This window comes from Thauera linaloolentis 47Lol = DSM 12138, from assembly GCF_000310205.1.
GTDB classification, from domain to species: Bacteria; Pseudomonadota; Gammaproteobacteria; order Burkholderiales; family Rhodocyclaceae; genus Thauera; species Thauera linaloolentis.
In genome coordinates this window covers 1-25,906 of the sequence record NZ_AMXE01000010.1, presented here as the reverse complement: position 1 = coordinate 25,906, position 25,906 = coordinate 1, and the positions used below count along the sequence as shown (strand labels likewise).

At 66.5% G+C, this 25,906-nt stretch carries 19 protein-coding genes; 7 read left to right on the top strand and 12 right to left on the bottom strand.

Annotation, left to right across the window (positions count from 1 at the left end; all coding sequences use genetic code 11):
* Positions 1–251 precede the first annotated feature (251 nt).
* The 4 genes from C666_RS04815 to dnaE all read left to right on the top strand — a co-directional run bounded on the left by C666_RS04815 (position 252) and on the right by dnaE (position 8,440).
* Positions 252–2,549, top strand: a complete 2,298-nt coding sequence (locus tag C666_RS04815) for an NADP-dependent malic enzyme (protein ID WP_004334533.1) — start codon at positions 252–254, stop codon at positions 2,547–2,549.
* A gap of 149 nt (positions 2,550–2,698) precedes the next feature.
* A complete protein-coding gene (locus C666_RS04810) occupies positions 2,699–3,832 on the top strand; it encodes a phospholipase A (RefSeq protein WP_004334530.1) in 1,134 nt (377 codons plus the stop codon).
* Positions 3,833–3,872: 40 nt separating this feature from the next.
* The gene (locus tag C666_RS04805; RefSeq protein ID WP_004334529.1) at positions 3,873–4,847 is read left to right on the top strand and encodes a quinone oxidoreductase family protein; all 975 of its coding nucleotides are present in this window, start codon (positions 3,873–3,875) and stop codon (positions 4,845–4,847) included.
* Positions 4,848–4,915: 68 nt separating this feature from the next.
* Entirely contained in the window at positions 4,916–8,440 is a 3,525-nt protein-coding gene (gene dnaE / locus C666_RS04800) for a DNA polymerase III subunit alpha (protein WP_004334526.1), read from the top strand.
* A 42-nt stretch (positions 8,441–8,482) separates the two neighbouring features.
* Here dnaE and C666_RS04795 read toward each other — a convergent pair whose 3' ends face one another.
* The 10 genes from C666_RS04795 to C666_RS04750 form a co-directional block, all read right to left on the bottom strand.
* Positions 8,483–9,766, bottom strand: a complete 1,284-nt coding sequence (locus tag C666_RS04795) for a HAMP domain-containing sensor histidine kinase (RefSeq protein WP_004334523.1) — start codon at positions 9,764–9,766, stop codon at positions 8,483–8,485.
* Between the two features lie 18 nt (positions 9,767–9,784).
* The gene (locus C666_RS04790) at positions 9,785–10,474 is read right to left on the bottom strand and encodes a lipopolysaccharide kinase InaA family protein (protein WP_004334520.1); all 690 of its coding nucleotides are present in this window, start codon (positions 10,472–10,474) and stop codon (positions 9,785–9,787) included.
* Positions 10,455–11,147, bottom strand: coding sequence for a class I SAM-dependent methyltransferase (locus tag C666_RS04785; protein ID WP_004334517.1), 693 nt, complete (start codon positions 11,145–11,147; stop codon positions 10,455–10,457). The genes C666_RS04790 and C666_RS04785 overlap by 20 nt, the downstream gene beginning before the upstream one ends.
* Positions 11,148–11,238: 91 nt before the next feature.
* Entirely contained in the window at positions 11,239–11,910 is a 672-nt protein-coding gene (locus tag C666_RS04780) for a response regulator transcription factor (RefSeq protein ID WP_004334514.1), read from the bottom strand.
* A 28-nt stretch (positions 11,911–11,938) separates the two neighbouring features.
* Complete coding sequence (locus C666_RS04775) at positions 11,939–13,417, bottom strand: ArnT family glycosyltransferase (protein WP_004334511.1); 1,479 nt, start codon at positions 13,415–13,417, stop codon at positions 11,939–11,941.
* Positions 13,410–14,435 carry a glycosyltransferase family 2 protein gene (locus C666_RS04770; RefSeq protein ID WP_028792173.1) on the bottom strand — a complete coding sequence of 342 codons (1,026 nt, stop codon included), beginning with the start codon at positions 14,433–14,435 and terminating at the stop codon, positions 13,410–13,412. Before C666_RS04770 ends, C666_RS04775 begins: the two co-directional genes overlap by 8 nt.
* A complete protein-coding gene (locus C666_RS19285; protein WP_004334506.1) occupies positions 14,404–14,838 on the bottom strand; it encodes a GtrA family protein in 435 nt (144 codons plus the stop codon). The genes C666_RS04770 and C666_RS19285 overlap by 32 nt, the downstream gene beginning before the upstream one ends.
* A gap of 118 nt (positions 14,839–14,956) precedes the next feature.
* Positions 14,957–16,648 carry a SulP family inorganic anion transporter gene (locus C666_RS04760; protein ID WP_004334503.1) on the bottom strand — a complete coding sequence of 564 codons (1,692 nt, stop codon included), beginning with the start codon at positions 16,646–16,648 and terminating at the stop codon, positions 14,957–14,959.
* Positions 16,649–16,808: 160 nt separating this feature from the next.
* Positions 16,809–18,989: a methionine--tRNA ligase gene (gene metG / locus C666_RS04755; protein WP_342665797.1), complete on the bottom strand. Its 2,181-nt coding sequence runs from the start codon at positions 18,987–18,989 to the stop codon at positions 16,809–16,811.
* Positions 18,990–19,051: 62 nt separating this feature from the next.
* A complete protein-coding gene (locus C666_RS04750) occupies positions 19,052–19,639 on the bottom strand; it encodes an OmpA family protein (RefSeq protein ID WP_051019873.1) in 588 nt (195 codons plus the stop codon).
* Between the two features lie 227 nt (positions 19,640–19,866).
* Between C666_RS04750 and apbC the strand changes: the two genes are divergently transcribed.
* From apbC to C666_RS04735, 3 genes are all read left to right on the top strand, one after another.
* On the top strand, positions 19,867–20,958 hold the full coding sequence (gene apbC / locus C666_RS04745) for an iron-sulfur cluster carrier protein ApbC (RefSeq protein ID WP_004334495.1): 1,092 nt from the start codon (positions 19,867–19,869) through the stop codon (positions 20,956–20,958).
* Positions 20,959–21,121: 163 nt separating this feature from the next.
* Positions 21,122–21,688 (top strand): dCTP deaminase, encoded by a 567-nt coding sequence (gene dcd, locus C666_RS04740; protein ID WP_004334493.1) that lies wholly within the window; start codon positions 21,122–21,124, stop codon positions 21,686–21,688.
* Between the two features lie 153 nt (positions 21,689–21,841).
* Positions 21,842–24,085 carry an arginine/lysine/ornithine decarboxylase gene (locus C666_RS04735; protein ID WP_004334490.1) on the top strand — a complete coding sequence of 748 codons (2,244 nt, stop codon included), beginning with the start codon at positions 21,842–21,844 and terminating at the stop codon, positions 24,083–24,085.
* An 84-nt stretch (positions 24,086–24,169) separates the two neighbouring features.
* Here the strand turns inward: C666_RS04735 and C666_RS04730 are convergent, their stop codons facing one another.
* Together C666_RS04730 and C666_RS04725 are read right to left on the bottom strand one after the other, a co-directional pair.
* Positions 24,170–24,667 carry a dihydrofolate reductase gene (locus tag C666_RS04730; RefSeq protein ID WP_004334488.1) on the bottom strand — a complete coding sequence of 166 codons (498 nt, stop codon included), beginning with the start codon at positions 24,665–24,667 and terminating at the stop codon, positions 24,170–24,172.
* Positions 24,664–25,458: a thymidylate synthase gene (locus C666_RS04725; protein WP_004334486.1), complete on the bottom strand. Its 795-nt coding sequence runs from the start codon at positions 25,456–25,458 to the stop codon at positions 24,664–24,666. The genes C666_RS04730 and C666_RS04725 overlap by 4 nt, the downstream gene beginning before the upstream one ends.
* Positions 25,459–25,906: the final 448 nt, after the last annotated feature.

Genomic DNA, 25,906 nt, shown 5'->3' with positions numbered 1-25,906 from the left:
GGGGTTTTGCGGATAGTGGATATCAGTGAAGCGCCGTGCAAAAGGCTCGCCTGCTGCGCTAAACTTCCGTGACGTCAACAATCTTGGGTATCCCGCAGCCGCCAAGGGCCGCGGGCAAGGCGAGCCAAACGACAACAACAGGCCTGCCCGAGCGACGGAACTGCGTGCGCCTTTCCCGGGCGGTGCGCTCAAACGGGCGATCGGGCCCGTTCCAACTCATAGAACACCTCCATTTGCACGAGGGAGCACACATGGATCAGGATTTCATCGCCGCCGCGCTCGACTATCACCGTTCGCCGACGCGAGGAAAGATTTCGGTCGTCCCGACCAAGGGGCTGACCAACCAGCGCGACTTGGCACTCGCCTATTCGCCCGGTGTGGCCGCGGCCTGCGACGCGATCGTCGCCGACCCCGCCGAAGCCTTCGAACTCACCAGCCGCGGCAATCTGGTCGCCGTGGTCACCAATGGCACGGCGGTGCTCGGCCTGGGCAACATCGGCCCGCTGGCGTCGAAGCCGGTCATGGAAGGCAAGGGTTGCCTGTTCAAGAAGTTCGCCAACATCGACGTGTTCGACATCGAGCTGGCCGAGAACGACCCCGACAAGCTGATCGAGATCATCGCCGCGCTCGAACCCACGCTGGGCGGCGTCAACCTCGAGGACATCAAGGCGCCGGAATGCTTCTACATCGAGAAGAAGCTGCGCGAACGCATGAAGATCCCGGTCTTCCATGACGACCAGCACGGCACTGCGATCATCTCGTCCTCGGGCCTGATCAACGGCCTGAAAGTGGTCGGCAAGAACATCGCCGAGGTCAAGCTGGTGTGCTCCGGCGCCGGCGCGGCGGCGATCGCCTGCCTCGACCTGATGGTGAGCGTCGGCCTCAGGCGCGAGAACATCTACGTCTGCGACTCCAAGGGCGTGATCTACGAGGGCCGCGAGGCCAACATGGAGCCGACCAAGGCGCGCTACGCACAGAAGACCGAGGCGCGCACGCTGGGCGACGTGATCGAAGGCGCCGACGTGTTCCTCGGCCTGTCGACGGCCGGCGTGCTGAAGCCGGAGATGGTGGCGAAGATGGCCGACCAGCCGCTGATCTTCGCGCTCGCCAACCCGAACCCCGAGATCCTGCCGGCCGATGCCAAGGCCGTGCGCCCCGACTGCATCGTCGCCACCGGCCGTTCGGACTTCCCGAACCAGGTCAACAATGTGCTGTGCTTCCCGTTCATCTTCCGCGGCGCGCTCGACGTCGGCGCGACGACGATCAACGAGGAGATGAAGCTGGCCTGCGTCAAGGCGATCGCCGAACTGGCCGAAGCCGAGGCGAGCGACGTCGTCGCCAGCGCCTACGGCGGCCAGGAGCTGAGCTTCGGTCCGGAATACATCATTCCCAAGCCCTTCGATCCGCGCCTGATCGTCAAGATCGCGCCGGCGGTGGCCAGGGCGGCGATGGACTCGGGCGTGGCCACCAAGCCGATCGAGGACTTCAACGCCTACGTTTCGAGCCTGAATGCCTTCGTGTATCAATCGGGCATGGTCATGAAGCCGGTGTTCTCCGCAGCGAAGGAGGTTCCGGCCGAGCAGAAGCGTGTGCTCTACGCCGAGGGTGAGGAAGAACGCGTGCTGCACACGGTCCGCGTCGTGCTCGACGAAGGCCTGGCGCGGCCGATCCTGATCGGCCGTCCCGAGGTGATCGAGATGCGGATCAAGAAGATCGGCCTCAACCTCGTGCCCGGCCGCGACTTCGAGATCGTCAATCCGGAGTCCGATCCGCGCTATCGCGAGCTGTGGACCGAGTACTACCAGTTGATGGGCCGCGACGGCGTCACGCCCGAACTGGCCAAGGCCAAGATCCGCCGCGACACCACGCTGATCGGCGCCATGCTGCTGCGCCGCGGGGATGCGGATGCGCTGGTGTGCGGTACCTTCGGCACCTACGAATACCATCTGAAGCAGGTCGAGGACGTGATCGGCCTGGCGCCCGGCGCCAAGCAGTTCGCCGCGATGAACCTGCTGATGCTGAGCAAGCGCATGCTCGCGGTGACCGATACCTACGTGAATGAGAACCCGAGCGCGGAAGAAGTGGCCGACATCACGCTGATGGCTGCCGAGGAACTGCGCCGGTTCGGCATCGAGCCCGGCGTGGCGCTGCTGTCGCATTCCAGCTTCGGCAGCTCCAACTCGGCGTCGGCGCGCAAGATGCGCCGTGCCTGCGAGATCCTGCACGAGACCGCGCCGGAGCTGAACGTCGATGGCGAAATGCACGGCGATGCCGCGCTGTCCGCGGAGATCCGCGATCACCTGCACCCGGATTCGCGCCTCAAGGGCGAGGCCAACCTGCTGGTGATGCCCAACCTCGATGCCGCCAACATCTCGTTCAACCTGATGAAGATGGCCAATGGCGACGGTGTGTCGGTTGGCCCGATCCTGCTCGGTGCGGCCAAGCCGGTGCATATCCTGACGCCCTCGGCCACGGTGAGGCGGCTGGTCAACATCACTGCGCTGGCGGTGGTGGATGCGCAGGCCTCGCGGGCCAAGCGGGTACGCTGAGCTCGCCGCCGGGCTCCAGCCGGAAGGGGAGCCCGGTGCGGCCATTGTCAAAGCATCGAACGGGCAGCGTGAGTCGGACGCTGTCCGTTTCGTTTTTTCCTGGTTCGAAAATGTCTCGCTCCCCGCTTTTCCGCTGCGTACTTGCGTGCGTGCTTGGATTCACGAGCCTGCCGGCCCTGGCTTCCGGCTGGCTGCTGGCGTCGCCCGAGCCGCGCGTGGTGCCGGGCCAGAGCTTCGGCGTCGTCGTCATCGGCCTGCCGGACGGGGCGGATCTGCCCGAGCGCCTGCCCGCCCAGATCGAACTGCCCGACGGCGGTCCGCGCATCGCGCTCGAACTGGTCGCGGCCGCGCCTGCCGATGAGCGCTCGCGCCAGCGGCGTTATCTCGGGCGCTGGCCCGACGAGGTGGTCGGTTTTGCCACCCTGTCGCTGCAGGATGCGGCCTCGGCCCGCATCGTCATGGATGCCGGTGCGGCGGTGCGGACGCCGGTGCAGACCGCGCAAGCGGCGGCGGCCTCCGGAGGCGATACCGTCATCCCGGCCGCGGCAACGGCGAGCGCGGCGGTGGCGCCTTCGGCGCTGGGCGCCCATGAGCCGATGTACTTCCTCGTCGGCGGCGAAGACCCGGTTTCCGCGCGTTTCCAGTTCAGCTTCCGCTATCGCGTGTTCGACGACCATGGCGTCGTGGCCGAGCATTTCCCGGTGGCGCGCGGCCTCTACTTCGGCTTCACGCAGACCTCGCTGTGGGATCTGGAGTCGGACTCGAAACCCTTCCGGGATACGAGCTTCCGGCCTTCGCTGTTCTACCGCTGGCACGTGTCCGACCCCGAGCGGGGGGGCTTTTTCGCCCTGTCCGGCGGCTACGAGCACGAATCCAACGGCGAGGACGACGAGGACTCGCGCAGCATCGACACCCTGTTCCTGAAGGCCGAGGGACGCTACTACCTCGACGACGGGCTGACCTATTTCGGCCTCGAGCCCAAGGTCTGGACCTATCTCGACCGCGACGACAATCCCGACATCGCCCGCTATCGCGGCTATGCGGAGTTGGGGTTGCGCTACGGCAAAGAGGATGGCCTGATGCTCACCTCGCTGCTGCGCAGGGGAACGGCGGGCAAGATGCGGCGTCAGTTCGACCTCTCCTACCCGTTGCGGCGAAGCATCTTCTCCGGCGTCGGCGCCTTCATCCACCTGCAGTACTTGGGCGGCTACGGAGAAACCCTGCTCGACTACGACAAACACAAGGACGGCCAGTGGCGCATCGGCATTTCGCTCGTGCGCTGAGACATCGCCGGCCTCGCACCCGGCAATACAGGAGATGGACATGAGCCATGCGATTCGTTTTCACCGTACCGGCGGACCCGAGGTGCTGCAGTGGGAGGCGGTGGATCTGCCCGCGCCGGATGCCGGAGAGGTCCGCGTCCGGCACCATGCGGTGGGCCTCAACTTCATCGACACCTACCATCGCAGTGGCCTGTATCCGCTGCCCCTGCCGTCCGGGCTGGGCATGGAGGCGGCCGGTGTGGTCGAAGCCGTCGGCGAGGGCGTGGCCGGCCTGCAGGCGGGCGATCGCGTGGCCTATACCAGCGGGCCGCTCGGCGCCTATGCCGAAGCGCGCAACATCGAGGCGCGCCACCTGGTACGCCTGCCCGAGGCCATTTCCTTCGAGCAGGGCGCCGCCATGATGCTGCAGGGCGTCACCGCGCACTACCTGCTGCACAGCACCTACCCGGTCAAGGCGGGCGAGACCATCCTGGTGCATGCGGCGGCCGGCGGCGTCGGCTCCATCCTGGTGCAGTGGGCGAAGCTGCTCGGCGCGGCGGTGATCGGCACGGTCGGCAACGACGACAAGGCGGTGCGTGCGAAGGCGCTGGGCTGCGACCATGTGATCATCTATTCGCGCGAACGCTTCGCCGAGCGGGTGCGCGAACTGACCGGGGGCGCGGGCGTGGCGGTGGTCTACGATTCGGTCGGCCGCGACACTTTCCTCGATTCCGTCTCCTGCCTGCAAAGGCGCGGCACGATGGTGAGCTTCGGCAACGCGACCGGACCGGTCGCGCCCTTCGACTGCGGCCTGCTGGCACGCTCCGGCTCGGTCTACGTCACCCGTCCGGGGCTGCTGGACTACATCGCCACGCGCGAGGAACTGCAGGCGCGTTGCGCCGCGCTGTTCGACGCGGTCGGCTCCGGCAGACTCAGGATCGGGATCAACCAGCGCTACGCGCTCAGGGACGCGGCGCAGGCCCATCGCGATCTGGAAGAACGGCGAACCACGGGCTCGACCATCCTGCTGCCGTGAGGGCGGGGCCGGGCGCCAGATGAGGGGGAAGGGGGTGGAGGCGGGCAGGCTCGGGTAAAATTCGGTCCATGACTGCCGCCCAGAACACCCTTCCCGCCTCGCCGCGCCAGCCGCGCTTCGTCCATCTTCGCCTCCATACCGAATACTCGATCACCGACGGCATCGTCCAGATCGACCAGGCGGTTGCCGCCGCTGCCGCCGACGGCATGCCGGCGCTCGGCATTTCCGACCTCGCCAACCTGTTCGGCATGGTCAAGTTCTACAAGACGGCGCGCGGCAAGGGCATCAAGCCGATCGTCGGCGTCGATGCCTGGATCCAGAACGAGGCCGAGCGCGACAAGCCCCACCGCGTCCTGCTGATCTGCAAGAACCGCGCGGGCTACGGCCAGCTGAGCGAGCTGCTGACGCGCGCCTATCTCGACAACAAGTACCGTGGCCGTGCCGAGATGCGGCGCGAATGGTTCGAGAACGGCGCGGCGAGCGAACTGCTGTGCCTGTCGGGTGCGATGCAGGGCGACATCGGCGCGGCGATCGCCGCCGGCAATACCGAGCAGGCCTCGCTGCTGGCGGCGGAGTGGGCAAGGCTGTTTCCCGATGCCTTCTATGTCGAGATCCAGCGCGCGGGCCATCCCGGCACCGAGGGCTACATCCGCCACGCGCTCGATATCGCCGGCGCGCTCGGTCTGCCGGTGGTGGCGACGCACCCGGTGGAGTTCCTGAAGCGCGAGGACTTCCAGGCCCACGAGGCGCGCGTGTGCATCGCGCAAGGCTACGTGCTGGCGGACAAGCGCCGGCCGCGCGACTTCACCGAAGAGCAGTACCTCAAGAGCCAGGCGGAGATGTGCGAACTGTTCGCCGACATCCCCGAGGCGTTGGAAAATGCGGTCGAGATCGCGCGCCGCTGTTCGCTGACGGTGCAACTGGGCAAGAACTTCCTGCCCCAGTTCCCGACGCCCGAGGGCATGACGCTGGACGACTTCCTCGTCCAGGAGGCGAAGGAGGGCCTCGAGCGCCGCCTGGCGCAGCTCTACCCCGACGCCGCGGAGCGCGAGCAGCAGCGCCCGCGCTACGAGGAACGCCTCAAGTTCGAAACCGACACGATCATCCAGATGGGCTTCCCCGGCTACTTCCTGATCGTGGCCGACTTCATCCGCTGGGGCAAGCGCAACGGCGTGCCGGTGGGGCCGGGGCGGGGCTCGGGCGCGGGTTCGCTGGTCGCCTATTCGCTCGACATCACCGACCTCGACCCGCTGGAATACGCATTGCTGTTCGAGCGCTTCCTGAACCCGGAGCGGGTATCGATGCCCGACTTCGACATCGACTTCTGCCAGGACAACCGCTACCGCGTCATCGAATACGTGCGCGAGCGCTATGGCAAGGATGCGGTCAGCCAGATCGCCACTTTCGGCACCATGGCCTCGAAGGCCGTGGTGCGCGACGTCGGCCGTGTGCTCGACCTGCCCTACGGCCTGTGCGACCGCCTGTCCAAGCTGATTCCGATCGAAGGCGCCAAGCCCGTCTCGCTGAACAAGGCCTACGAGATGGAGCCGCAGATCGGCGAGATGATGAAGGACGGCAACGACGGCGAGGCCATCCAGACCCTGTGGGGGCTGGCACAACCGCTGGAGGGCCTGTCGCGCAACGTCGGCATGCATGCCGGCGGCGTGCTGATCGCGCCGGGCAGGCTCACCGATTTCTGCCCGCTGTACATCGCCGACGGCGACGACGCCACGCCGGTGTCGCAGTTCGATAAGGACGACGTGGAGGCCGTCGGCCTGGTCAAGTTCGACTTCCTCGGCCTGCGCAACCTGACCATCATCGAGCTTGCCCTGGACTACGTGCAGCGCCTCACCGGCGAGCGCGTCGACTTGATGAGCCTGGGCTTCGAGGACCCCGCCGCCTACCAGATCCTGAAGGACGCCAACACCACGGCGATCTTCCAGGTGGAATCGGACGGGATGAAGAAGCTCCTGAAGAAGCTCGCGCCCGACCGCTTCGAGGACATCATCGCGGTGCTCGCGCTGTACCGCCCCGGTCCGCTCGGCTCCGGCATGGTGGACGACTTCATCCTGCGCAAGAAGGGCCAGCAGGAGATCGACTACTTCCACCCCGACCTGAAAGCCTGCCTGGAGCCGACCTACGGCGTGATCGTGTACCAGGAACAGGTGATGCAGATCAGCCAGATCATCGGCGGCTACACCCTGGGCGGCGCCGACATGCTGCGCCGTGCGATGGGCAAGAAGAAGCCCGAGGAGATGGCCAAGCACCGCGCCACCATCGCCGAAGGGGCGAAGCAGAAGGGTTACGATCCGGCCCTGGCCGAACAGCTGTTCGACCTGATGACCAAGTTCGCGGAGTACGGCTTCAACAAGTCGCACACCGCGGCCTACGCGGTGGTGACCTATCACACCGCGTGGCTCAAGGCGCACCACTGCGCGGCCTTCATGGCGGCAACCATGTCGGCGGACATGGACAACACCGACACCGTCAAGATCTTCTACGAAGACACGGTGGCCAACGGCATCGCCGTGCTGCCGCCGGACGTGAACGCCTCCGACTACCGTTTCGTGCCGGTGGACCGCAAAACCATCCGCTACGGCCTCGGTGCGGTGAAGGGCGTGGGCGAGCCCGCGGTGCGGGCGATCATCGCCGCGCGCGAGAAGAATGGTGCCGGCGCCTTCCACGACCTGTTCGATTTCTGCGACCGGGTGGACCGGCGCTTGGTCAACCGCCGCGTCATCGAGGCGCTGATCCGTGCCGGGGCGATGGACACGCTCGCCGGTCATGCCGGGCTGGACCGCGCGCAACTGATGGCCACCGTGGCGCTGGCGATGGAGGCGGCCGAGCAGGCGGCGGCCAACGCCATGCAGGGCGGTCTGTTCGACATGATGCCCGAGGCCGCCGGCGCGGCCCCCGAGTTCGCGAAGATCCGCCCGTGGACCGAGCGCGAACGCCTGAAGGAAGAAAAGCTGGCGATCGGCTTCTTCCTCTCCGGCCATCCGTTCAATGCCTTCAAGGCCGAGGTGCGTCGCTTCGTGCGCCGCACGCTCGCCCAGATCGAGCCTTCGCGCGATATCACGATGCTGGCCGGTGTGGTGATGGAAACACGCACCAAGATGGGCAGCCGGGGCAAGATGGCCTTCGTCCAGCTCGACGACGGCACGCAGCCGCGCGAGATCATGGTGTATTCGGAAGTGCTCGACGCCAGCCGCGGCAAGATCGTCACCGACGAAGTGCTGGTGGTGGAGGGCAAGGTCAGCAACGACGATTTCTCCGGCGGCCTGCGCATCATCGCCGACCGCCTGCTGACGCTGGGCGAGGCGCGCGGCCGTTTCGCGCGCGCCCTGCAACTGCGCATCGATGGCGGGGCCGAGGCCGGCGGCGGCGCGCTTGCCGCTGCGGGCAAGCTCCAGGCGCTGATCGAACCTTTCCGCGAGGGCGGCTGCCCGGTGCGGGTCAACTACCGCAACGCCGCCGCCGAGGCGGAGCTGCCTTTCGGCGACGGCTGGCGCGTGAGGCTGGACGATGCGTTGCTGGAGAGCCTGCGCGAATGGCTGGCGCCCGAGGCGGTGGAGGTCGTGTATCCGAACTGAGTGCGCGGTGGCCGTCGGTGCCGTGGCCGCCGGCGCCGCGTTTCATGCCCGCGCGTGGCGCGCGGCATCGGGCAGGAACAGCAGGTCCAGCACGGTGCCGCCGGCATCGCTGCGCCGCACCCGCAGCAGCCAGCCCAGCCGCTCGCAGATCAGGCGGACGATGAACAGGCCGAGCCCGTCTTCAGGCACGAGGCGGCCCGCAGGCGCATTCAGGCGGCTGCGGATGTGCTCCGGCAGTCCCGCGCCGGCATCGCTGATGCCGATACTGCTGGCACCGAGTTCGATATGCACCTTGCCGGAGGTGTGGCGTACCGCGTTCTGCACCAGGTTGCGCAGCAGCATGCGCACCAGGGTCGGATCGGCCCGCACGACGGGGGCGGATTTCGACAGGCTGCAGATGATGCGCCCCGCCTGCTGTGGCGCGCCATCTTCCAGCTCTGCCACGACCGCGCGCACGCTGTCGGCCAGATCGACGTCTTCCGGCTGGTCGCTGTCACCCGAGCGGCGGGCGAGCTTGAGCAAGGAGTCCACGTCGGCATGCATCTCGTCGGCGGCGCGCCGGATACGGGCCACCGTGCGGCGGTCGGCGTCGCTGAGCGAATTACGCTGCGCTAGCACGTCCAGCGCGCCCGAGATCACCGCCACTGGCGTGCGCAATTCGTGGCTGGCCAGGCTGACCAGCGATTTCTCGCGCTGCACGTAGGCGTCCAGCGCATCGAGCAACTGGTTCAGGGTGGCGGCGATGTCGGCCAGTTCCAGGTCCTCGTAACGGGTGTCGATGCGGGCGACCGGCGAGCCGGGCTGCAGGCGCGCGATGTGGCGGGTGAGGTCGTCGAGCGGACCGAGGATGCGGCGGGTGCCGATGCGCGTCAGCAGCGCCACCACGCCGAGCGCCAGCAGGGCGAACGCTCCCCAGCCGGTCCGCAGCGCCGCTTCGCGGCTTTCCAGCAAGGTGATGTCCTGGGCGAGGTAGAGCACGCCGGGCGGTTCCGCAGTGCGCTCGATGGAGATCAGATAGGTCTTGTCCGCCATTTCCACTTCGGCCGAGAACGGCACCGGGCGGTTGCGGAAGACTTCCGGCAGTTCGGTCGCGGACTCACCGTCGGGCACATACAGCGTGGTCAGCAGCGCCGTGTCGCGGGACTGCACCTGTGCGCCGCTGATGTGCTGCACCAGGAAGGCACGCTCCAGCACCAGTTCGTGCTGCAAAATGCTGTCTTCCATGTCGTCGTAGACGCTCTCGATGACGATCAGCGTGACCGCGACGTTGATCAGGCCGATGGCGAAGAAGGTGCGGAACAGCCGGCGCGAGAGCGATGTTTTCATCGATGGGGCAGCGTTCGATCATGGAGCGGCGTGATGGGCCAGGGCATGCGCGTGGCTGGCGAGGAGCCGCGTCCAGTCCTGATCGTCGAACAGGCCCTGATGGCGGCGCAGTTGGGTGAGGTCGTGGCGTGCCGCCTGGGCCGGCGTCAGGCGGCGGTGCATCTTTTCCAGGTCCAGCAGCGCGACATCGGGTGGCGCATCGTGGTGCAGGCGGATCATGACGTGCTTGTCATACAGGCAGCCGTGTTGCAGGCGTGCGCGGTGCAGGCGGCCAAGTACCTGGCCCAGCGCCTGGGCGACGGCGGCGCGCCGGGCCGCCGGCAATGCCTGCAGTTCGTGTAGCGGATGGTAGTCCTCCAGTGCGGCGGTTGCCAGCACTGCTTCGATGCCGGCCGCCGTATGCCGGACTGCATGGAAGAGCGGGGTGGGCGCGGCGATGCCCAGCGCGCGCAGCCGCAGCAGGAAATGCCATTCTCGGCTGGCCGTGGGCCAGCCCAGCGGGTGGCGCAGGCTGCGGAACAGGTGGTTGCGCTGGCGCTTGACGTAGGCGACGCCGTTTCCGGTTGCGGCGCGGATCACGCCGCTCCAGCCGCTCCGCCGTTCGTTGGGTTCTTCCACCCAGCTTCCCGGCAGCGTCCACCAGTAGTCGTAGTCATCCTTTCCGGCGGCCTCGGGACCGGTCGGCCGTTCAGATGCGGCGCAGAACATAGATGCGCCACATTGAATGCAGGGGCAGGAAATCGAGGTGCTCGATGATCTCGAAGCCGGCAGCGGCGAATTCGGCTTCCGCAGTGGCGCGCGGCAGCACGTAGCGGTTCTGGTAAGCCGTGTTGCCGCGCCGCTGGCGCCGTGCCTCCTGCCGTCTGCGCCGCCAGGCCAGGTAATTGCCATCAACCCACAGCGACAGGATCACCGTATCGCGGGTGACGCGGTGGAATTCGCGCAGGATGGCCAGGCGGTGCCCGGGTTCGCCGATATGGTGCAGCAGACGCATGCAGAAGATGCTGTCGACCGAACGGTCGGGCAGGTCGATGGCGAAGGCCGAGGTATGCAGCGGACGCAGGCGTCCGCCCAGGCCGGCGGGGCAGTGGCGCAGCGCGACTTCCAGCATCGCGGCGGAGTTGTCGGCCGCGATGATCTGGCGCGCAGGGTGCTCGCCCAGCACTTCCCAGAAGCGGCCCGCGCCGCATGGCAGGTCCAGCACCCATTGCGGATCGCCGGCCAGTGCGAGGGCGTTGCGCGCCAGTTGCAGGTCGCGGCGGTTCGACAGCCTGCGGCGCAGGCTGCTGCGGTGCTTGTCGTGGTAGGCCTCGGAATGCCCAGCGTCGTATTTGGCGCTGAACGGCAGTTCGACGTCGGCCGGAGCGGTGTTGCGGAACATGGTGGACTCCATTCGGTGCAGAGCCCACGCAAGATAATCAGGCGGCGGTCAAGAAAAGGTGCGCAGAAAGTGAGAAAGATGTGAAAGGGGGTCAGGTATCGGCCAGGCGGTAGCCGATGCCGTGGACGGTGTGCAGTAGTGGCCGGGAGAATGGCTTGTCGATCTGCTGGCGCAACGCATGGATGTGGCTGCGAAGCGCATCGCTGTCGGGCGGATTGTCCCCCCACAGGGCTTCCTCCAGCACTTCGCGGGGGACGACCGCCGGACTCCTGCGCATCAGCACCGCGAGCAGCTTGAGCCCGATCGGGCCGGGATGCAGGCCCTGACCGGCGCGGCTGACTTCCAGCGTGTCGAGGTCGTAGCGCAGATCGCCCACGCACAAGTCGCGGCGCATGCCGCCGTGGCTGCGCTTGAGCACGGCCTCGATGCGCGCGGCCAGCTCCGGCAGGGCGAAAGGCTTGGTCAGATAATCGTCCGCACCGCTGTGAAAACCCTGCAGGCGGTCGTTCAGCGCGTCGCGCGCGGTCAGCATGATCACCGGCACGTGCTTGCGTTCCCCGCTGCGCAGGCGTTCGCACAGGCTGAAACCGTCCACGCCGGGCAGCATGACGTCGAGCACGATGAGGTCGTAGTGCTGGGTGGCGGCGAGGTGCAGGCCGGTGAGGCCGTCGGCGGCGCAATCCACGACATAGCCTTTCATGCCCAGGTAGTCGACCAGGTTGGCCAGCATGTCGGCGTTGTCCTCGATGACCAGCAGACGCATCGGCAGTCTCGTAAAAGTGGCCTGGCCGTCAGCGCGGCGTCGGCGGGTTGTGCTGCAGCAGGATGTGTTGCGCGCCACGGTAGCGTACCGCCAGTTGCGTTCCGGCGGCTTGTTCCAGCCAGTCCAGATCGCGTCGACGGACGGCGATGAACAGAGGAGGGGAGCCGTCGGCCGCCTGCGCCAGCGCCGCCAGCAGCTCGGTGCGTCCGATGCGGCGGGCGGCGTCGCGCGAATAATAGCGTGCGGAAAACGGCATGTCCTCGAGGTAGTACAGGCGCTCCACGCTGCCGCCCGGCAATGCTTCGAGCGCGGCGATCAGCGGCGCGGCAGATTTCAGCTTGTGCGGATGCAGGGCAAGATGGGCGCCCGCCACGCTGAGCATCAGCGGGACCGCCAGCACCAACGCCAGTGCCGTCCGCCGCACGGGTGTCGCATCTAGCAGCGGCAGCAGGCCGCGCGTGATCAGGATGGCGAGAAAGGGCAAGCCCGGCAGCAGGTAGGTCCACAGGATGTTGCCGGCAAAGCTGAAGAACACCGCCGGGGCGAAGCCGGCCGCCAGCAGCAGACGCACGTCGTCGTCGGCCAGTGCCTTGCGCAGCGTGGCGCGGCCGGCACGGCTGCACAGGCGGTGGACCAGCAGGGCCAGGCCGGCGATGCCCCAGGGAAAGCTCGCCCACAGCAGGAACAGCCAGATCGTGCCGTGTGTCTCGCGGTGGGCGTTGCCGTACAGGTCGCCGGCCCAGCCCGGATCGACGAAGCGGCGGAAATGTTCGCCGAGCAGGAAGTAGTCCAGGAATCCGGGCGTCTTCAGTTCCGCCGCCACGTACCAGGGCAGCGCCAGCGCGGCCACCAGCAGGCTGCCGCTCCGCCACGGCAGGGCCCGCAGCGCATGGCGCGCGCGGCCATCGCCGGGCAGCCAGAGCGCGACCGGCAGGCCGACCAGCACTAGGGCCAGCGGCCCCTTGGCGAGCAGGCCGATCGCCAGGCCGGCGAAGAACAGCCAGCCCCACGGTACACGCCGGCCGCGGCTGGCGAGCGCCAGCGAAACCAGGCTGAGGGTGGTGCCGAGGGCCAGGAACGGGTCGGTGAGCACTGCGCCGGCACTGATGAAGGCCAGTGCCATGCTGGCCAGCACCAGGCCGGACCACGAGGCCAGGCGTTCGTTGCCTTGCTGCCGCGCGAGCTTCTGCGTGAGCCACAGGATGCCGATCATGGCCAGCCAGCTCGGCAGGCGGGCGGCGAAGTCATGCACGCCGAACAGCTTCAAGGATGCCGCCTGGGTCCAGAACGCGAGCGGCGGCTTGCCCCAGAAGGGCAGCTCCGGGGTGAACCAGGGCGTGATCCAGTCGCCGCGCTCGGCCATCAGGCGGGCGGTTTCGGCATAGCGCGGCTCGGTGGTGTCGCTCATCGGCAGTACCGCCATGCTCAGCAGGCGCAGGCCGAGTATCGCGCACAGCAGCCAGAACAAGCCGAATCCGGCCGTCGGCCGGCGGGTCGGATCAGGCATGGCGGCGCGTCTTCCATTCGGCCACCCGGGCGCCGGCGAGGATCAGGCGCTCGTCCTGTATCAGGTACAGCGGCCGCTGCTTGGCTTCCAGATAGGCCTTGCCGACGTATTCGCCGACGATGCCGATGCCCAGCAACTGCATGCCGCCCAGCAAGGCGAGCAGCGCCACCAGCGAGGGATAGCCGGCCACAGGATCGCCGAACAGCAGCGCCTTGGCGACGATCCAGAGACAGTAGAGCCCGCCGGCCAGCGCGGTCAGCGCGCCGGCCAGGGTGGCCAGGCGCAGCGGCGCGGTGGAGAACGAGGTGATGCCTTCCAGCGCCAGGCCGGCCAGCGCGGTGTAGCGCCACTTGCTGCGCCCGGCCTGGCGCGGCGCGCGATCATATTGCAGCACGGCGGCGGGCAGGCCGATCCAGGCGTACAGGCCCTTCATGTAGCGGTTGCGCTCGGGCAGGCGCAGCAGCGCATCCACTGCGCGGCGGCTCATCAGGCGGAAGTCGCCGGTGTCGAGCGGAATCGGCGCCGGGCTCAGCCGTGCCAGCAGGCGATAGAAGGCGTGGGCGCTGCTGCGCTTGAGCCAGCTTTCGCCGGCACGGCTGCGGCGCTGCATCTGCACCACGTCGGCGCCGGCGCGCCACTCGGCCAGCATGGCGGGGATCAGTTCCGGCGGGTCCTGCAGATCGGCGTCGAGCACGATTACCGCTGCGCCGCGCGCATGCGCGAGGCCGGCGCTCATCGCCGCTTCCTTGCCGAAGTTGCGGCTCAGGCGGAGCAGGCGGAGATCGGCGCGGTGCGGCTGCATGGCGGCCAGTAGATCGGCGGAGCCGTCGTGGCTGCCGTCGTCGACGAACACCAGTTCGGCGTCCAGCTCGAGCGTATTGAGGATTTGTTCCAGCCGCGCCAGGCAGGCTGGCAACACCTCGCGTTCATTGTAGAACGGCACGACGATGCTGAGCGTGGGCAGGGCATGCCGTTCGGCGTACCGTTCAGGCAGGCGTTTGAGCATCTGTGGCTTCATCGAAGACCATCCTCGCGTAGAGCAGGTAGTTGAGCGCGGCGACTGCGCCGCTGGTGCCCGCCTGGGCGAGGGCGGGGGGCCAGTCGGCGGGGCCGTGCAGCACGGCGAAGAGCAGCAGGTTGGCCAGCCAGGCGAGCGCGCAGCTCGCCAGGTAGCGCGGCAGGGCACGGCGGTGGGCCGCATTGCTGGCGAAGGCATGGCGATGCTGCAGCGGATAGTTGGCCGCGGCGCCCGCCATCGCCCCCGCCGTGGTGGCGACATGGGCGCCGCTGCCGGCGGCGAGCATTACGCTCATGCACAGCCAATGGACGAGCGTCGCCGCCCCGCCGGCCACGGCGAAGCGGGCCGGGCGGCGGAAAGCGGCGATGGAGGAGGGCACGGGGGAGGCGCTGGCGGCGTTCATCGGCCGGCACTATGGGCCGGACGGCGTCGCCGAAACGTCAGCGAAATGTGCAGAAAACGTGAACCTGCGGCATTCGGGCCGCGGCAGGCTTCAGTCGCCGGGCCGCGGCCGCTTGCGGTCAGGCATAGGCCACTTCCGGGCCCTTGCCGCTGAGCCACTGGGCGCGCAGCAGGGCGTCGGTGATATTGGTGGTGACGTTTTCGTCACCGAGGCTTTCCATGAAGCCGGAGCGGAAGACCAGCGAGCCGGGCTGCGAGTTCAGCCCGCACAGGATCAGGTGTGCGCCGCGTTTTTGCAGGTTGCGGTGCAGGGTCTGCAGGATGTCCAGCCCGGTGGTGTCCAGGTTGATGACCTTGTCCAGATCCAGGATCACCACGTCCGGATGGCCGTGCTGCATCAGCAGCAGGTTCTCGAGCTTGTTGGCGGCGCCGAAGAACAGGCTGCCGAACATCTTGTAGGCCAGGATGCGTGGGCTGCCGTCCTCGCGCTGCATTGCCTCGGTGCCGTAATACTCCTCCAGCGGCACGCGTTCGATGCGGGTCAGGTCCGACATGCGGTAGATGAAGAACAGGCTGGCCAGCACCATGCCCAGTTCCACCGCCAGCGTCAGGTCGAACACCACGGTGACGAAGAAGGTGGCGAGCAGGATGGTGCGGTAGTTCAGCGAATAGCGTGCGAGTTCCTTTGGGGCGAAGGCGTGCCATTCGCCCATGTTGATCGACACCATGACGACGATGGCCGACAGCGTGGCGAGCGGGATGTGGCTGGCGAGCGGCGCCAGCGCCAGCACGATCGCCAGCAGCACCAGCGCATGCAGGATGCCGGCCACCGGGGTGCGGCCGCCGGTGCGGATGTTGGTCGCGGTGCGGGCGATGGCGCCGGTGGCGGCGAAACCGCCGAACAGCGGCGCGGCGACGTTGGCGATGCCCTGGGCCATCAGTTCCTGGTTGGGGTCGTGGCGGTCGTCGATCTGGCTGTCGGCGACGCGTGCGGACAGCAGCGATTCGATGGCGCCGAGCAGGGCGATGGTGATGGCGGGCGTCACCAGCTTGCCCAGCGTGCCGAGGCTCAGCTCCGGCAGGCCGATGGCGGGCAGCTCCTGCGGGATGCCGCCGAAGCGGCTGCCGATGGTGTCGACCGGCAGCGCGAACAAGGCGTTGACCGCCGTCATCACGATCAGCACTGCCAGCGGCCCGGGCAGGCGCGCCATCCAGGCGACTTTCCTCGCCTGGCGGTTCCAGGCGACCAGCACGACCAGCGACAGTACGGCGACGGTGACGGTCGCTCCGTCGATGGTCGGCAGGGCTGCCCACAGGGCGCTCATCTTGGCGAAGAACTCGCCGGGCAGGTTGTCGATCTTCAGGCCGAGGAAATCCTTGATCTGCGAGATGAAGATGACGATCGCGATGCCGTTGGTGAAGCCGATGACGACCGACAGCGGAATGAAGCGGATCATGTTGCCGAGCCGCAGCGCGCCCATGGCGAACAGCAGGATGCCCGACATCATCGTTGCGATGAGCAGGTTCTGCACGCCGTGATCGACGACGATGGCGTAGATGATCGGGATGAAGGCGCCGGTCGGGCCGCCGATCTGCACGCGCGAGCCGCCCAGCAGCGCGATCAGCAGGCCGGCGACGATCGCGGTCCAGATGCCGGCCGCCGGGGACATGCCGGAGGCGATGGCGAAGGCCATGGCCAGCGGCAGGGCGAGCACGCCGACGGTGATGCCGGCGGAAAGGTCCTGTGCGAACCCCGCGCGGCCGTAGCCGGACAGGGTGTCGAGGAGTTTGGGGTGGAACTGGATCTTCATGTCGTCTCCGCTTCGAATGTGCACGAGGCTTGCGAGGCCGTCCGCTTGGACGGCATTACGGAGACAGGCGCCCTCGACCTGCGTGATGCAGGATGATCCAGCGTTTCGAGGGCGTCAGCGGCATGGTTCTGCCTCTACCGTGAGGACATGCGTGCGCGCTTCACTTGACGCGCATGCCGGGCGTGGCGCCGGCATCGGGCGACAGGATGTAGAGCCCGCCCGCCCCGCCCTCGGGGCCGGAGGCCGCGAGCACCATGCCTTCGCTCATGCCGAACTTCATCTTGCGTGGCGCGAGGTTGGCGACCATGACGGTATGGCGGCCGACCAGCGCAGCCGGGTCATAGGCCGACTTGATGCCAGCAAAGACCTGGCGCGGCCTGGGGCTGCCGGTTTCATCGGTCTCGCCGATGTCGAGCAGCAGGCGGATCAGCTTGTCGGCGCCTTCGACGTGCTGCGCATCGACGATCTTCGCGATGCGCAGGTCGACCTTGGAGAAGTCGTCGATGGAGATGTGCGGCGAGGCTGTCTCCGCGGCTTGCGCGGCATGCTGCTGCTTTTCGGCATGGCGCTGCTGCGAGGACGCGACCTTGGCGTCCGCGGCCGGGGGGGCGCTGGTGATGGGCGCGAGGGACTCGCGGTTGGCTTCGATCAGGGCGTCGATCTGCTTGCGCTCGATGCGCGTCATCAGGTGGTCGTAGGGCTGGATGGCATGGCCGGCGGGCAAGGGAGCCCAGTCGCCCTGCCAGTCCATGGCGGGAATCGACAGGAAGGCTTCGACCCGTGCGGCCAGTGCCGGCAGCACGGGTTTCAGCAGGCGGGCGAGGTCGCGGAACATGGTTAGCGCGGTGCTGCACACAGTGTGCAGGCGGGCCTCCTGGCCGTCCTGCCTGGCGAGTTCCCAGGGTTTGTGGTCGTTGACGTACTGGTTGGCTGCGTCGGCCAGGCGCATGATCTCGCGCAGCGCGCGGCTGTAGTCGCGTTCGTCGTAGGCGGCGGCGATGCCGCCGTCGGCCCAGGCGGCGGCGAATTCGGCGCAGGCCTGGGGGTCGGCCGCACCCAGCTTGCCGTCGAAGCGCTTGCCGATGAAGCCGGCGCAGCGGCTGGCGATGTTGACGAACTTGCCGACGAGGTCGGCGTTGACCTTGGCGATCATGTCGTCGAGGTTGAGGTCGACGTCTTCCATGGTGCCGTTCGACTTGCCGGCAAAGTAGTAGCGCAGCCACTCGGGGTTGAGCTTCTGTGCGATGTAGGAGTGCGCGGTGATGAAGGTGCCGCGGCTCTTGCTCATCTTGGCGCCGTCGACGGTCAGGAAACCATTGACGCACAGCTGGCTGGGCGTGGCATAGCCGGCGAACTTGAGCATCGCGGGCCAGAACAGGGCGTGGAAGTAGAGGATGTCCTTGCCGATGAAGTGCACCATCTCGGTGCCGGCGGCCGCGGCGCGCTCGCCGTCGGTGTAGTCTTCGACGACGATGTCGCCGCGCTTGGCGGCGAGATTGCGGAAGCTGGCCAGGTAGCCGATCGGGGCGTCGAGCCAGACGTAGAAGTACTTGCCGGGGGCGCCGGGGATCTCGAAGCCGAAATAGGGTGCGTCGCGCGAGATGTCCCAGTCGGACAGCTTGTTCTCGCCTTGTTCGCCCAGCCATTCCTTCATCTTGTTGGCGGCTTCGGTCTGCAGGCGGCGCGTGCCGCCGGCGTTGGTGCCGCGCGTCCATTCGCGCAGGAAGGCGACCGCGCGCTCGTCCGACAGGCGGAAGAAGTAGTGTGTGGAAGTGCGCAGCACGGGCTTGGCGCCGGATACCGCCGAGTAGGGGTTCTTGAGCTCGGTCGGCGCGTAGGCGGCGCCACAGGCTTCGCAGTTGTCGCCGTACTGGTCCGCGACGCCGCATTTGGGGCATTCGCCCTTGATGAAACGATCGGGCAGGAACATTTCCTTGACCGGGTCGTAGTACTGCTCGATGTCGCGCGTGTCGATCAGGCCGCCGGCCTGGAGCTTGCCGTAGATGTCCGCGGCGTAGTCGCGGTTTTCGGGGCTGTGCGTGGAATGGTAGTTGTCGAAGGCGACGCCGAAGGCGGTGAAGTCGCGCAGGTGCTCGCCATGCACGCGGTCGATGAGTTGCTCGGGCGTCAGGCCTTCCTTTTCGGCACGCAGCATGACGGGCGTGCCGTGGGTGTCGTCCGCACAGACGTAATGCGCCGAATGGCCCCGCATGCGCTGGTAGCGCACCCAGATGTCGGCCTGGATGTAGCCCACCAGGTGGCCGAGGTGGATATCGCCGTTGGCGTAGGGCAGGGCGTTGGTGACGAGAAGCTTGCGGGGCATGGTCTGTCGAACGTGAATCAAAGTATGGAAGTTTAACAAAGCCCGAGGGGTGCCGCGCCGCCACTTGCGCGGCGCGGCCTTCAGCGTACTGCGCGCAGCAGCAGTTCGACGCGCCGGTTGCGCGCGCGGCCTTCCTCGGTGGCGTTGCTGACGAGCGGGTCGGCTTCGCCGTGGCCGTCGGCGCTCAGCCGCTCGAGAGCCAGGCCGCGCTCGGCGAGATGGGCGACGACGGCTTCGGCGCGTTCGATCGACAGGCGTAGATTGACCATTTCGCTGCCCTGGCTGTCGGTATGGCCGACGACCTTGATCGCAAGGCCCGGCTCCGCTGCGAGCGAGGAGGCGATGGCGTCGAGGGCGGCGGCGAGCGAGGGGCGGATCGCGGTGCTGCCCGACGCGAAGCCGTCGGCGACGGGAATCTCGATCCTGAAGCCTTGCGCGTCGCCCGCACCGATGGTGATGCCATGGGTGCCGCGCGTGGCGTCATCCAGCGCCTGGCGCAGGCGTGGCCAGTCCGGGGCGGGCGAGGCCTGGCGGACGAGGGCGTGGCGGTGGATCGGATCGTCTGCGGCGGGGGGCGGCGCATCGGGCGTGCCTGGCGTGGCGCAGGCCGCGAGCAGCGCGGCGGCGGCCACAGGGAGGAGGAGTGTCGTGATCGGGCGGGTGTTCATTGCGGTGCTGGATAAACGTCGGGAAGGCCGGCATGGCCATCGGGCGGGCCATGTCCAGGCAGGTGGTGGCGCGGGATGCGTGCGGTCGCGGTGCGCGTGCAGCGCCGCTGTGGGCCTGTTCTGGCGAGAAACCTCAATGGTAGCGCGGGTGAGCGTTTGCGGAGGCTCCGGTATCATTCGCTCGTCTCCGCCCCGCGACGGGCGTTCCGATTATCGAGGAAAACGCAATGAGTCTTGACCAGCAAACCGTAACCGAGGCGCTCAAGTCGGTGATCGACCCGAATACCGGCAAGGATTTCGTGTCCGCCCGCAGCATTCGCAATCTGGTGGTGCACGGGGCCGACGTCGCCTTCGAGGTCGAACTGGGCTACCCGGCGAGGAGCCAGCACGAGCCGGTGCGCGCCTTGCTGGCGGACGCGCTGGCGTCGGTGCCGGGCATCGGCCGGATCGATATCAAGGTGAACAGCAAGGTGGTGGCGCATGCGGTGCAGCACGGCGTGAAGCTGCTGCCGGGGGTGCGCAACATCATTGCCGTGGCGTCAGGCAAGGGCGGCGTGGGCAAGAGCACGACCGCAGTGAACCTGGCGCTGGCGCTGGCGGCCGAGGGCGCGCGCGTCGGCATCCTGGATGCCGACATCTACGGGCCGTCGCAGCCGCAGATGCTGGGCATCGGCAACCAGCGCCCGGTGTCGGAGGACGGCAAGACGATGATTCCACTCGAAGCCCACGGCATCCAGGCGATGTCGATCGGCTTCCTGATCGAGCAGGATACGCCGATGGTGTGGCGCGGGCCGATGGCGACACAGGCGCTGAACCAGATGCTGAAGGACACTGCCTGGAACGATCTCGACTACCTGCTGATCGACATGCCGCCGGGAACCGGCGACATCCAGTTGACGCTGTCGCAGAGCGTGCCGGTGACGGGGGCGGTCATCGTCACCACACCGCAGGACATCGCGCTGCTGGATGCGCGCAAGGGCCTGAAGATGTTCGAGAAGGTCGGCGTGCCCATCCTCGGCGTGGTGGAGAACATGAGCATCCACATCTGTTCGAAGTGCGGCCACGAGGAGCACATCTTCGGCCAGGGCGGCGGCGAGAGGATGTGCAGCGACTACAACATCCCCTTCCTCGGCGCGCTGCCGCTGGACATCCAGATCCGCTCGGAGGCGGACAGCGGGGCGCCGACCGTGGCCGCCGATCCCGACGGACGCATTGCCTCGATCTACAAGCAGATTGCGCGCAAAGTGGCGGTGCGCATCGCGGAGAAGTCCAAGGACATGACGCACAAGTTCCCGAACATCGTCATCAAGAACAGCTGAGCGCCGCCCGTTTCTGCCGGCCCGGTGCGGGGTGGGCACGAGGGGATCTTGCACTGCCGCAGAAACTGTGCGGCAGAGGCTTTTCCCCTTGCGGCGCTTGCCCTACACTACGCGGCTTTTCCGACCGGCAACGGTCGCAACGCACCCGCTGGAACCCGCGCCCATGTCCATCAAGTCCGACAAGTGGATCCGCCGCATGGCCCAAGAGGCCGGCATGATCGAGCCGTTCGCGCCGGAACTGGTGCGCAGCAACGACAGCGGCCGCATCGTGTCCTACGGCACGTCGAGCTACGGCTACGACGTGCGCGTGGCGAACGAATTCAAGATCTTCACCAACATCAACTCGACCATCGTCGATCCGAAGGACTTCGATGCGCGCAACTTCGTCGATTTCACCGGCGAAGTCTGCATCATCCCGCCCAACTCCTTCGCGCTGGCGCGCACGGTCGAGTATTTCCGCATCCCGCGCAGTGTGCTGACGGTGTGCCTGGGCAAGAGCACCTATGCGCGCTGCGGCATCATCGTCAATGTCACGCCGCTTGAGCCCGAGTGGGAGGGACACGTGACACTGGAGTTTTCCAACACGACGCCCCTGCCGGCGAAGATCTATGCCAACGAAGGCGTGGCGCAGATGCTGTTCTTCGAGTCGGACGAAGTGTGCGAGACCTCGTACAAGGACCGCGGTGGCAAGTATCTTGGCCAGACCGGCGTGACCTTGCCGAAGATCTGATCGCGCTGACGCCGTGACCGCAATGATGGGGCCGCCTGACGGCCCCTTGTCCTTTTTCCGATCCGTTTCATCGCATTAACGCCCGCGCAAAGATTCGGGGCTTACACTTTCTTTTTTTCCCGTCCCGCAAGGACTTCGCTGGAGACGACCAGGATGAGATTTCACTTCCCCATCATCATCATCGACGAGGATTTCCGCTCGGAAAACACCTCGGGCCTGGGGATTCGCGCGCTTGCGAAGGCGATCGAAGAGGAAGGCATGGAAGTGCTCGGCGTCACCAGCTATGGCGATCTGACGTCCTTCGCCCAGCAGCAGAGCCGCGGCTCGACCTTCATCCTGTCGATCGACGACGAGGAGTTTTCGTCGCCCGAGGCCTCGGCCAAGGCGATCGCCGATCTGCGTGCCTTCGTCGAGCAGATCCGCTTCCGCAATGCGGACATCCCGATCTTCCTGCACGGCGAGACGCGCACCACGCGCCACATCCCCAACGACGTGCTGCGCGAGATGCACGGCTTCATCCACATGTTCGAGGACACGCCCGAGTTCATCGCCCGCTACGTCGTGCGCGAGGCGAAGAACTATCTCGAGTCGCTGCCGCCGCCGTTCTTCCGCGCGCTGGTGCACTACGCGGCGGACAGCTCGTATTCCTGGCACTGCCCGGGGCACTCGGGCGGCGTCGCCTTCCTGAAGAGCCCGGTGGGGCAGATGTTCCATCAGTTCTTCGGCGAGAACATGCTGCGTGCCGACGTCTGCAACGCGGTCGATGAGCTGGGGCAGTTGCTCGACCACACCGGCCCGGTGGCGGCGAGCGAACGCAATGCGGCACGCATCTTCAACTGCGATCACCTGTATTTCGTCACCAACGGGACGTCGACCTCGAACAAGATGGTGTGGCATACCACGGTTGCGCCCGGCGACATCGTCGTCGTCGACCGCAACTGCCACAAGTCCATCCTCCACTCCATCATCATGACCGGTGCGGTGCCGGTGTTCCTGACGCCGACACGCAACCACTACGGCATCATCGGCCCGATCCCGCTGGAAGAGTTCTCGATGGAGAACATCCAGAAAAAGATCGAGGCCAACCCCTTCGCACGCAATGCGAAGAGCAAGAAGCCGCGCATCCTGACCATCACCCAGTCGACCTACGACGGCGTGGTGTACAACGTCGAGACGATCAAGGACATGCTCGACGGCCAGATCGATACCCTGCACTTCGACGAGGCATGGCTGCCGCACGCGGCCTTTCACGATTTCTATGGCGACTACCATGCGATTGGCGCCGACCGTCCGCGCTGCCGCGAGTCGATGGTTTTCTCGACGCAATCGACGCACAAGCTGCTGGCCGGCCTGAGCCAGGCGTCGCAGATCCTCGTGCAGGATTCGCAGACGCGCAGGCTTGATCGCGACATCTTCAACGAAGCCTATCTGATGCACACCTCGACGTCGCCGCAGTACTCGATCATCGCCTCGTGCGACGTGGCGGCGGCGATGATGGAGGCACCGGGCGGAACGGCACTTGTCAATGAATCGCTGTCCGAGGCGGTCGAATTCCGCCGGGCAATGCGCAAGGTCGATGCCGAGTTCGGCGATGACGAATGGTGGTTCAAGGTCTGGGGGCCGGAGTTCCTGGCCGAAGAAGGTATCGGCAGCCGCGAGGACTGGACGCTGAAGGCCGGCGAGCGCTGGCATGGTTTTGGCGATCTCGCGGAGGGTTTCAACATCCTCGACCCGATCAAGGGCACGATCATCACCCCGGGCCTGAACATGGACGGCGACTTTGCCGAACATACCGGCATTCCGGCGGCGATCGTCACCAAGTACCTGGCCGAGCACGGCATCATCGTCGAGAAGACGGGGCTGTACTCGTTCTTCATCATGTTCACCATCGGCATCACCAAGGGCCGTTGGAATACGATGGTGACCGAGCTGCAGCAGTTCAAGGACGACTACGATCGCAACCAGCCGCTGTGGCGTGTGATGCCCGAGTTCATCGCCAAGCACCCGCGTTACGAACGTGTCGGGCTGAAGGATCTGTGCGATCAGATTCACAGCTTCTACAAGGCCCACGACATTGCCCGCCTGACGACCGAGATGTATCTGTCGGACATGGTGCCGGCGATGAAGCCGGCCGATGCGTTCGCCAAGATGGCGCACAGGGAGATCGAGCGCGTGGTGCTGGATGAGCTCGAAGGCCGGGTCACGGCCATGCTGGTCACGCCTTACCCGCCGGGCATCCCGCTGCTCATCCCGGGGGAGCGCTTCAACGCCACGATCGTGCGCTACCTGAAGTTCGCGCGTGACTTCAATGCCCGCTTCCCCGGCTTCGAGACCGACATCCATGGCCTGGTCAAGGGCGAGGACGGGCGCTACCACGTGGATTGCGTGAAGGACTGACGCGGTAGACATGCCGTCACCGGCATGAGAAACGACGAGGGCCGCGGTAAGCGGCCCTCGTCACATGAAGTCGGATTCGCGTTTTCAGCGCCGTCGGTAGCTGACGAAATCGAAATCGAAGTCGTTGTCGGCGTCGGCGACGCGCGCATCGCGCCGCTCCTCGATGAAATCCGAACGGTCGAACAGCGGAAAGTGGGCATCCCCATCGACGTCGGCCCAGACCTCGGTCAGCTCGAGTCGCTCCGCGAGAGGGAGCAGGGTGGTGTAGAGCTGTGCACCACCGATCACGAAGATGCGCTCGCCGCTCGCTGCGGCGGAAACTGCCGCGGCCGGGGTGTTGAAGATCTCGGCGCCTTCCGTCCGGAAGTGCACGTCGCGGGTGACGACCAGGTTGCGGCGCCCCGGCAGGGGACGGCCCAACGAGTCCCAGGTCTTGCGCCCCATGATCACCGGATGGCCCATGGTCAGGGTGCGGAAATGCTGCATGTCGGCCTTGAGCTTCCATGGCAGTCCGTTGTCGCGGCCGATCACGCCGTTGCGCGCCACGGCTGCGATGAGGGTGATTTCGGGGAGAGTGCTCATACCGCCACGGGTGCCTTGATGTGAGGGTGCGGATCGTAGCCTTCGATATCGAAATCTTCGAAACGGAAGGAGAGGATATCCTTCACCGCAGGATTCATCTTCAGGGTCGGCAGGGTGCGCGGCGTGCGTGAAAGCTGTTCGTGCGCCTGCTCGAGGTGATTCAGGTACAGATGGCAGTCACCGCCGGTCCAGATGAAGTCGCCGGCTTTCAGCCCGCACACCTGCGCCACCATGTGTGTGAGCAGCGCGTAGGAGGCAATGTTGAAGGGCACGCCAAGGAAAATGTCCGCGCTGCGCTGGTAGAGCTGGCAGGACAGGCGGCCATTGGCCACGTAGAACTGGAACAGCGCATGGCAGGGCGGCAAGGCCATAGTGTCGACCTCGCCGGGGTTCCAGGCCGAAACGATGTGGCGGCGCGAATCCGGATTGCGCTTGATGGCGTCGATCAGTTTCGCGATCTGGTCGACGGTCGTGCCATCCTTGTTCTCCCAGCGCCGCCATTGCTTGCCGTAGACCGGGCCGAGGTCGCCGTTCTCGTCCGCCCACTCGTCCCAGATCGAGACGCCGTTGTCCTTCAGGTAGCGGATGTTGGTGTCGCCCTGCAGAAACCACAGCAGCTCGTGGATGATCGAGCGTGTGTGGAGCTTCTTGGTCGTCAGCAGCGGAAAGCCTTCGCTCAGGGGAATACGCATCTGCCAGCCGAAGACGGACAGGGTGCCGGTGCCGGTGCGGTCGGTTTTGTGGTCCCCGTGTTCGAGCACGTGGCGCATGAGGTCAAGGTACTGTCGCATGTTTGAGGGGAGGCAAGTAAATGGAGATGGTACATCACCTCCATCATCCTCTTCGTGGCTCTGGTGGCGGTAAGCAGCATGGGGGGCGCCCGTGTCCTGTCCGTGTGTTTGGCGGATCGCATGACGCGAAAGGCGCTTGCTCCTGGCGCAGCAGGACAGGAGGGCAGTTTCGTAGGCCGTGCTCGACTGCCCGTGTTGGAGTAGTGGAGTAGTGGAGTAGTGGAGTAGTGGAGTAGTGGAGTAGTGGAGTAGTGGAGTAGTGGAGTAGTGGTGGTATGCCCGGCATTCTGCAGCCCGATGAGCGGATCAATATTTCTATTGTTCGTTGTTGTTGACGGTTTTTTCTGGGTCTCTATAATGCGCGTCTCTTTCGTGGTGTCTGCCGGACGGGTTGAGTGGTTTGTAGGCACGGCGGGGGTTTTGAGGCGAGGTTTGGGTTGTTTTCTTC

Bases quoted from the DNA above. Each gene is read 5' to 3' on its own strand.
- C666_RS04815 (WP_004334533.1), top strand. From the start codon at position 252: ATGGATCAGGATTTCATCGCCGCCGCGCTCGACTATCACCGTTCGCCG.
- C666_RS04805 (WP_004334529.1), top strand. From the start codon at position 3,873: ATGAGCCATGCGATTCGTTTTCACCGTACCGGCGGACCCGAGGTGCTG.
- dnaE (WP_004334526.1), top strand. From the start codon at position 4,916: ATGACTGCCGCCCAGAACACCCTTCCCGCCTCGCCGCGCCAGCCGCGC.
- C666_RS04795 (WP_004334523.1), bottom strand. From the start codon at position 9,766: ATGAAAACATCGCTCTCGCGCCGGCTGTTCCGCACCTTCTTCGCCATC.
- C666_RS04790 (WP_004334520.1), bottom strand. From the start codon at position 10,474: ATGTTCTGCGCCGCATCTGAACGGCCGACCGGTCCCGAGGCCGCCGGA.
- C666_RS04785 (WP_004334517.1), bottom strand. From the start codon at position 11,147: ATGTTCCGCAACACCGCTCCGGCCGACGTCGAACTGCCGTTCAGCGCC.
- C666_RS04780 (WP_004334514.1), bottom strand. From the start codon at position 11,910: ATGCGTCTGCTGGTCATCGAGGACAACGCCGACATGCTGGCCAACCTG.
- C666_RS04775 (WP_004334511.1), bottom strand. From the start codon at position 13,417: ATGCCTGATCCGACCCGCCGGCCGACGGCCGGATTCGGCTTGTTCTGG.
- C666_RS04770 (WP_028792173.1), bottom strand. From the start codon at position 14,435: ATGAAGCCACAGATGCTCAAACGCCTGCCTGAACGGTACGCCGAACGG.
- C666_RS19285 (WP_004334506.1), bottom strand. From the start codon at position 14,838: ATGAACGCCGCCAGCGCCTCCCCCGTGCCCTCCTCCATCGCCGCTTTC.
- C666_RS04760 (WP_004334503.1), bottom strand. From the start codon at position 16,648: ATGAAGATCCAGTTCCACCCCAAACTCCTCGACACCCTGTCCGGCTAC.
- C666_RS04750 (WP_051019873.1), bottom strand. From the start codon at position 19,639: ATGAACACCCGCCCGATCACGACACTCCTCCTCCCTGTGGCCGCCGCC.
- apbC (WP_004334495.1), top strand. From the start codon at position 19,867: ATGAGTCTTGACCAGCAAACCGTAACCGAGGCGCTCAAGTCGGTGATC.
- dcd (WP_004334493.1), top strand. From the start codon at position 21,122: ATGTCCATCAAGTCCGACAAGTGGATCCGCCGCATGGCCCAAGAGGCC.
- C666_RS04735 (WP_004334490.1), top strand. From the start codon at position 21,842: ATGAGATTTCACTTCCCCATCATCATCATCGACGAGGATTTCCGCTCG.
- C666_RS04730 (WP_004334488.1), bottom strand. From the start codon at position 24,667: ATGAGCACTCTCCCCGAAATCACCCTCATCGCAGCCGTGGCGCGCAAC.
- C666_RS04725 (WP_004334486.1), bottom strand. From the start codon at position 25,458: ATGCGACAGTACCTTGACCTCATGCGCCACGTGCTCGAACACGGGGAC.